Below are 6,973 nucleotides of genomic sequence, written 5' to 3' on the forward strand. Positions count from 1 at the left end.
ACCTTTCGGTTGCATTGGTTGCGCCGTCTGCAAGCAGCGCTGGCCATGGCGGATCGCTCGCCGTCGCGTGGTGATGATGTGCTGCGCCGCCGCGCTTGGCGGTTGGCTCGCCGGCCAGGCCGAGGCCGCCGAGTCGCCTGTCGCTTCCGCAGCACCTCTGCCCGCCGAAGCTGCTGCGCTGCTGGGCGCCACCTGGCAGGGCCTGGACCCCGAAGCGTTGTGGGACGCCCATGCCCACCTGCTGGGCACCGGTGACGCGGGCAGCGGCTGCCGCGTGCACCCGCACCTGCAGCAATGGTGGCATCCGGTCGAGTCGCTGCGTCGCCGCGTGATCATGGGCGCGGCGGGCGTACCGGCCGATGCGCCCTCGGTCGACCGCGCCTACGTCGCGCGGCTGCAGGCGTTGGCCGGCGATTTCCCGACCGGCGCGCGCTGGCTGCTGTATGCGTTCGATAGCGCTCATGATGAGCGTGGCAACGTGCGGCCGGGCTGGAGCACTTTCCATGTGCCGAACGCCTACGCGGCGCAGGTGGCCGCGGCCGACCCGCAGCGCTTCGCCTGGGTGGCCTCGATCCATCCGTACGGCGAAGACGCGCTGGCCCAGCTGGATGCCGCCATCGCCGGTGGTGCCTTGGCGATCAAGTGGCTGCCCAGCGCCATGAACATCGACCTGCAGGCACCGCGGCTGCGGCCGTTCTACGACCGGCTGGCCGCGGCCAACCTGCCCTTGATCGTGCACGGCGGCGAGGAGAAGGCCGTGCCCGGTGCCGAACGCGACGCCCTCGGCAACCCGCTGCTGTTCGATCTCGCGCTGAAGCGGCGCGTCAGCGACGGTGGCGCGCGGCTGTCCGCCAGCGTGTTCGACACGCGGGCCCAGCTCGCCCGTCCCGGCGTATCAACGGTATCGCCCAGCGCTACCGTTTGATTCATTGGCTGCAACCGCGGCGCTTTCGATTGCACTGGCGCGCCCCACTCGCCACCATGCGCGCCATGTTCAACCACCGGCCCGTCCTCTGAACCGAAAAGCGGCGGCCCGACCATGATCCCTTCCAACATGCCCATCATCCGCCGCGACACCTCGGCCTGGCGCCTGCAGGTGTGGGTCTCCTTCATCGTCGCCATCTCGCTGTGCGGCATCGGCCTGGCCTACCTGCCGGGCGAGGACATCCACCGCGCGTTCATGGTGATGGGCTATGTGTTCTGCCTCTCGACGGCCTTCGCGCTGGCCAAGTTCGTGCGGGACAACGAACAGCGCCCGGTCGACACGCCGATGTGGAAGATGGTCGTCTGGGGCGGCTTCTTCACCGCCATGGCACTCACCGGCTGGGGCCTGTGGGACCTGGGCGTGCAACCGGTGTGGAAGTCCTACCTGCTGGTGAGCTGGCTGTTCCTGATCTCGAGCGTGTTCACGCTGGCCAAGACGCTGCGCGATGCCCATGAGGCCGACCTGCTCGAAGCCCGCCTGAACGGCCGCCGCGAACGCGCCGAAGCCGCCACCGAATGAATCCGCTGTCATCCGAAGGAGCGAAGACCATGAACCACAAGACCTTCCGTCCGACCTGGCGCACGCTGGGCGCCGCACTGGCCGCCGCCTGCGTGCTGGCGAGCGCACCGTTGCCCGCCGCCGCGCATCGCGACGCGGCTTCCGAGCTCAGCGCGATGTCGATGCTGCCGGTGGCCTCGCTCGTCGCCGCGCCGGTGATGATCCTGTCCGGCGGCGCGATGTTGACCGTGGTGGCCGTCGAGGCCTCGGCAGAGGGCACGGTGTGGGTGCTCGAGCGTGCGTCCGATGGGGCCCGCGCCTCGCTGCGCCTGGCCGGCAATGCCGCGCTGTCGATCGGCACCGGCGTGGTCGTCACGTCGATGGCCGCGGGCTGGGTGCTGTCGGCCGCGGGCCAGGCGATCGCCTTCATCCCGAACGAGATCGGCGCCTCGCTGCTGTACAACGAACGGGTGACGCGATGAGACCGCTGATGCGCTGGCTGGCCGCCACGGCGTTGGCCCTGGCCGCGGCTGCCGCTCAGGCCGGGCGCTCCTGCGAGGAGAAGCCGGCCGAGCCCGCGGCCGTCGAGCAGGGCATGGCCCTCGCGGTGGCCACGGTGAAGCAGCTCGACGCCAGCGGTGCGCAGGTGCTGATGCTGGCGCGCGCCGGCCAGGACCTGGGCAAGTACGGGCTGCGCTACTCGCACCTGGGCTTCGTCTACCGCGACAGCGGACCGAACGGCAAGCCGGTGTGGCGCGTGATGCACAAGCTCAACCACTGCGGCACCGCCGAATCCGCGCTGTACCGCCAGGGCGTCGGCGAATTCTTCCTCGACCGGCCCTACCGCTATGAAGCCGCTTTCGTCGTGCTCGAGCCCGCATTGCAGGCCAGGCTGCTGCCCATCCTGCGCGACAACCAGCGCGTCGCCCGCATGAACGAGCGCCACTACAGCATGGTGGCCTACCCCTGGTCGACGACCTACCAGCAGAGCAACCAGTGGGCGCTGGAAACGCTGGCGATGGCCGCCGGCGATGCCCAGGACCGCCGCCAGGCCCAGGCCTGGCTGCAGCGCCAGGGCTACGTGCCGACGACGCTGAAGCTGGGTGCCTTCACCCGCCTGGGGGCGCGCGTCACGGCCGCGAACGTCGCCTTCGACGACCATCCGAACGAGAAGCGCTTTTCCGATCGCATCGAGACTGCGACCGTCGATTCGATCTTCGACTGGCTGCCGCGCGCGGGCTTCGGCGCCACACCGGTCACGGTGCGCTGAACCCCGTCGCGCCGCGGCCGGAATCTGTCGCTACAGTCGGGCCCGGGCTGAACCGGGCCGTTCCCGGAGGGAGTCGTTCTTGAGCGCCAACCACGAGCATCCGAACCAGTTCGCGCTGCTGAGCCAGCGCCGCTTCGCGCCGTTCTTCTGGACCCAGTTCCTCGGTGCGGGCAACGACAACCTGTTCAAGTTCGCGTTCACCGTGCTGGTGACCTTCCAGCTCAGTGTCGACTGGCTTCCGCCGGCGAAGGCCGGGCTGGTGATCGGCGCGGTGTTCATCCTGCCCTTCCTGCTCTTCTCGGCCACCAGCGGCCAGCTGACCGACAAGCACGACAAGACCGCGGTGATCCGCTTCGTCAAGAACCTCGAGATCGGCATCATGCTGCTCGCCGCACTCGGGTTCATAACGCACAATGTGGGCGTGCTTTTGGGTTGCGTGTTCCTGATGGGCCTGCACTCCACGCTGTTCGGCCCGGTGAAGTTCGCCTACCTGCCGCAGCACCTGAACGAGCGCGAGCTCACCGGCGGCAACGGCATGGTCGAGATGGGCACCTTCGTCGCCATCCTGCTCGGCAACGTGGCCGGCGGGCTGCTGATCGCACTGCCCGAGGTCGGCTCGCGCTTCGTCGCGATCGGTTGTGTCGGCGCGGCGATCCTGGGCCGCATCAGCGCGCAGTTCATCCCGGCCACGCCGGCCACCGACCCGAACCTGAAGATCAACTGGAATCCGGTCAGCGAGACCTGGCGCAACCTGAAGCTGGCGCACGGCAACGTCGTGGTGTTCCGCTCGCTGCTGGGCATCAGCTGGATGTGGTTCTTCGGCGCGGTGTTCCTCAGCAACTTCCCGGTGTTCGCGAAGGACGTGCTGCACGGCGACGAGCATGTCGCCTCGCTGCTGCTGGTGGTGTTCTCGATCGGCATCGGCATCGGCTCGCTGCTGTGCGAGGTGCTGTCCAAGCGCCATGTCGAAATCGGCCTGGTGCCCGCCGGCGCCATCGGCATGAGCGTCTTCGCGATCGACCTGTACTTCGCCTCGCGTGCGCTGCCGCCGGTGGCGGCGCAGACGGTGGGACAGTTCATGGGCGTGGCCGCGCAGTGGCGGGTGATGGCCGACCTGGGCCTGCTGAGCCTGTTCGCGGGCCTGTACAGCGTGCCGATGTACGCGCTGATCCAGCTGCGCAGCGAGCCGACGCACCGCGCCCGGGTGATCGCCGCCAACAACATCCTCAATGCGCTGTTCATGATCGTCAGCTCGGTGGCCGCCGGCGCGATGCTGAGCACCGGCTTCAGCGTGCCCGAGGTGTTCCTGGCCACCGGCGTGGCCAATGCCATCGTCGCCGGCTACATCTTCCTGCTGGTGCCGGAGTACCTGCTGCGCTTCATCGCGTTCGTCACCACGCGCTGCATCTACCGCTTCCGCGTGCGCGGCGACGACAACATCCCGGCCGAGGGCGCAGCGATCCTGGTGTGCAACCACGTAAGCTTCGTCGACGCCATCGTGCTGATGGCGGCCAGCCCGCGGCCGATCCGCTTCATCATGGACCACCGCATCTTCAAGCTGCCGGTGCTGGGCACGCTGTTCAGGCTGGCCAAGGCGATCCCGATCGCCTCGCAGAAGGAAGACCCGCAGGCCTATGCGCGCGCCTTCGCCGCGGCCGACCAGGTGCTGGCCGAAGGCGACCTGCTGTGCATCTTCCCCGAAGGCGGCATCACGCGCGACGGGCAGTTGCAGGAATTCAAGGGCGGCATCATGAAGATCCTCGAACGCCGCCCGGTGCCGGTGGTGCCGGTGGCGCTGCAGAACCTGTGGGGCTCGTACTTCTCGCGCATCGAGAACGGCACCGCGATGGTTCGGCCGTTCCGCCGCGGTCTGTTCAGCCCGGTGGGCCTGGTGGCCGGTGAAGCGGTGCCCGCGGCGCAGGTGAACCCCGAGCACCTGCGCAGCCGCGTGGCCGCGCTGCTGCAGGCCTAGGCCGGGCCATGGTCTGGCGAGCCCTGCTCCTCATCGTGCTCGGCCTTGGCGTGGCGGGCTTCGGCCTGTGCTCGCTGTGCAGCGGGATCTACGGCCTGTCGAGCAAGAGCGCCCGCGAATTCCTCGGGCTCTCGCTGTTGACGGCCATGCTCACCGTGCTGTGCTGGGTGGGCCTGCGCAAGGTGCACCGGCGGATGGTGAAGCCGACGGCCGACAAGCCTTCGGCGCTCCCGCCGCCGCCCCCACCAGCGCCGCCGTCCGCCGCATGATCGCCGATCCTGCGCTCGCAGCGCCGGTGCACGCGCTGTTCGAGTACGCCGGCATCGCCCTCGGTGCCGCAGCCTACCGGCATGGCCGCGCCCGCAGCGGCGAGGGCGGGCTGACGCAGCCGGGCAACTTCGCGGTCATCGTCGGGCTGCTCGCGGGGGCGGCCATCGGCAACAAGCTGGTCTTCCTGATCGAGCGCCCCGATGTCTGGCAGCGCCTGCTGGCCGGCGAGGCGGCATGGCCCGGGCAGTCGATCGTCGGCGGCCTGATCGGCGGCCTGCTGGGCGTCGAACTGGCGAAGTGGCTGACCGGGCAGACCCGGTCGACCGGCGACGCGATGGTCTGGCCGCTGGCCACCGGCCTGGTGATCGGCCGCATCGGGTGCTTCCTGGCCGGCCTGCACGACGACACCTATGGCAACCCGACGACGCTGCCCTGGGGCCTGGACTTAGGCGACGGGCTGCGCCGCCATCCGACACCCTTGTATGAGATGGTCTTCGCCATCGCGCTGGCCTGGGTCCTGCATCGGGCGCGGCCGCGGCTGGACGCGGTGCCGGGCTTGCGCTTCAAGCTGTTCCTCGCCGCCTACCTGGCCTGGCGCCTGCTGATCGACGGCCTGAAGCCGGTGCGCGTGCCCTATGCCGGCGGCCTCAGCGGCATCCAGTGGGTGTGCGGCCTGGCGCTGCTGGCCTACCTGCCGTTCGTGCACCGCGCCTGGCGCCGCGTCGAGGCGGCGGTTCGCCCTGTGGGAGCGTGACGATGGCCGAGCGCAGGACCCGCCCCTATCTCTTCTACGACACCACGCAATCGGTCTGCACCACCTGCCTGCGCCAGGTCGAGGCCAAGATCCTGTTCAAGGACGGCCAGGTGTTCATGGACAAGTGGTGCCCGGTGCATGGCGCCGAACGGGTGCTGGTCAGCGACGACGAGGCCTACTACCGGCTGGGCCGCGAGGTTTTCGTCAAGCCGCCGGAACTGCCCGGCCACTTCGCGACCCCGATGCGCCATGGCTGCCCCTACGACTGCGGCCTGTGCCCCGACCACATGCAGCATGCCTGCCTGGCCATCGTCGAGATCACCGACCACTGCAACTTGCGCTGCCCCACGTGTTACGCGGCCAGCGGGCCGGAGCGGCTGACGCACCGCACGCTCGACGAGGTGCGCGCCATGCTCGACGCAGTGATCCGCAGCGAGGGCGAGGCCGACGTGGTGCAGCTCTCCGGCGGCGAGCCGACGCTGCACCCGCAGTTCTTCGAGATCCTGGCCGAGGCGCGCGCGCGGCCGATCCGCCACCTGATGCTCAACACCAACGGCATCCGCATCGCACAGGAGCCGGGCTTTGCCGAACGGCTGGCCGAGGCAGCCGGCACGCGCGGCTTCGAGGTCTACCTGCAGTTCGACTCACTCGAGCGCGCGCCGCTAATGGACCTGCGCGGCGCCGACCTGCGGCGCATCCGCGAACAGGCGCTGGAACGGCTGAACGCGCTGGACATCTCGACCACGCTGGTGATGACCGTCAAGCGCGGGCTGAACGACCACGAGATCGGCGACGTGATCCGCCATGCCGCGGCCCAGCCCTGCGTGCGCGGGGTCACGCTGCAGCCGGTGCAGGACGCCGGCCGTGTCGAGGGCTACGACCCGCGCCGGCACCGGCTGACGGTGAGCGAGCTGCGCCGCCGCATCGTCGAGCAGACGCAGCTCTTCCAGCCCGAGGACGTGGTGCCGGTGCCCTGCAACCCCGACAGCCTGGCGATGGCCTATGCGCTGAAATCAGCGTCCGGACTGCAGCCGCTGACGCGCTACCTCGACCCGCGCACGCTGGTCGAAGGCAGCCGCAACACCATCGTCTTCGAGCGCGACGAGAGCCTGAGGCAGCAGGTCTTCAAGCTGTTCTCGACCAACCACTCGCCGGAATCGCAGGCCGGCTGCCTGAGCGCGCTGATGTGCTGCCTGCCGCAGGTGGCCGCGCCCGAAGGGCTCG

8 protein-coding genes are annotated in these 6,973 nt (G+C 69.6%); all 8 read left to right on the forward strand.

Features of this window, described 5'->3' with window-relative positions:
* The first annotated feature begins 73 nt into the window (after positions 1–73).
* The gene (locus tag ACILR4_RS08990; protein WP_395700510.1) at positions 74–925 is read left to right on the forward strand and encodes an amidohydrolase family protein; all 852 of its coding nucleotides are present in this window, start codon (positions 74–76) and stop codon (positions 923–925) included.
* A 129-nt stretch (positions 926–1,054) separates the two neighbouring features.
* Complete coding sequence (locus ACILR4_RS08995) at positions 1,055–1,504, forward strand: YiaA/YiaB family inner membrane protein (RefSeq protein WP_395700511.1); 450 nt, start codon at positions 1,055–1,057, stop codon at positions 1,502–1,504.
* Positions 1,505–1,533: 29 nt separating this feature from the next.
* On the forward strand, positions 1,534–1,965 hold the full coding sequence (locus tag ACILR4_RS09000; protein WP_395700512.1) for a hypothetical protein: 432 nt from the start codon (positions 1,534–1,536) through the stop codon (positions 1,963–1,965).
* The gene (locus ACILR4_RS09005) at positions 1,962–2,753 is read left to right on the forward strand and encodes a DUF2145 domain-containing protein (protein WP_395700513.1); all 792 of its coding nucleotides are present in this window, start codon (positions 1,962–1,964) and stop codon (positions 2,751–2,753) included. The genes ACILR4_RS09000 and ACILR4_RS09005 overlap by 4 nt, the downstream gene beginning before the upstream one ends.
* Before the next feature lie 79 nt (positions 2,754–2,832).
* Positions 2,833–4,725 carry an MFS transporter gene (locus ACILR4_RS09010; protein ID WP_395700514.1) on the forward strand — a complete coding sequence of 631 codons (1,893 nt, stop codon included), beginning with the start codon at positions 2,833–2,835 and terminating at the stop codon, positions 4,723–4,725.
* Between the two features lie 8 nt (positions 4,726–4,733).
* Entirely contained in the window at positions 4,734–4,994 is a 261-nt protein-coding gene (locus tag ACILR4_RS09015) for a hypothetical protein (RefSeq protein ID WP_395700515.1), read from the forward strand.
* The gene (locus ACILR4_RS09020; RefSeq protein WP_395700516.1) at positions 4,991–5,749 is read left to right on the forward strand and encodes a prolipoprotein diacylglyceryl transferase; all 759 of its coding nucleotides are present in this window, start codon (positions 4,991–4,993) and stop codon (positions 5,747–5,749) included. The genes ACILR4_RS09015 and ACILR4_RS09020 overlap by 4 nt, the downstream gene beginning before the upstream one ends.
* A gap of 2 nt (positions 5,750–5,751) precedes the next feature.
* On the forward strand, positions 5,752–6,973 hold a 1,222-nt coding region (locus ACILR4_RS09025; protein ID WP_395700517.1), incomplete at its 3' end, for a radical SAM protein.

Source organism: Aquabacterium sp. (assembly GCF_044226965.1).
Classification (GTDB): Bacteria; Pseudomonadota; Gammaproteobacteria; order Burkholderiales; family Burkholderiaceae_C; genus Pseudaquabacterium.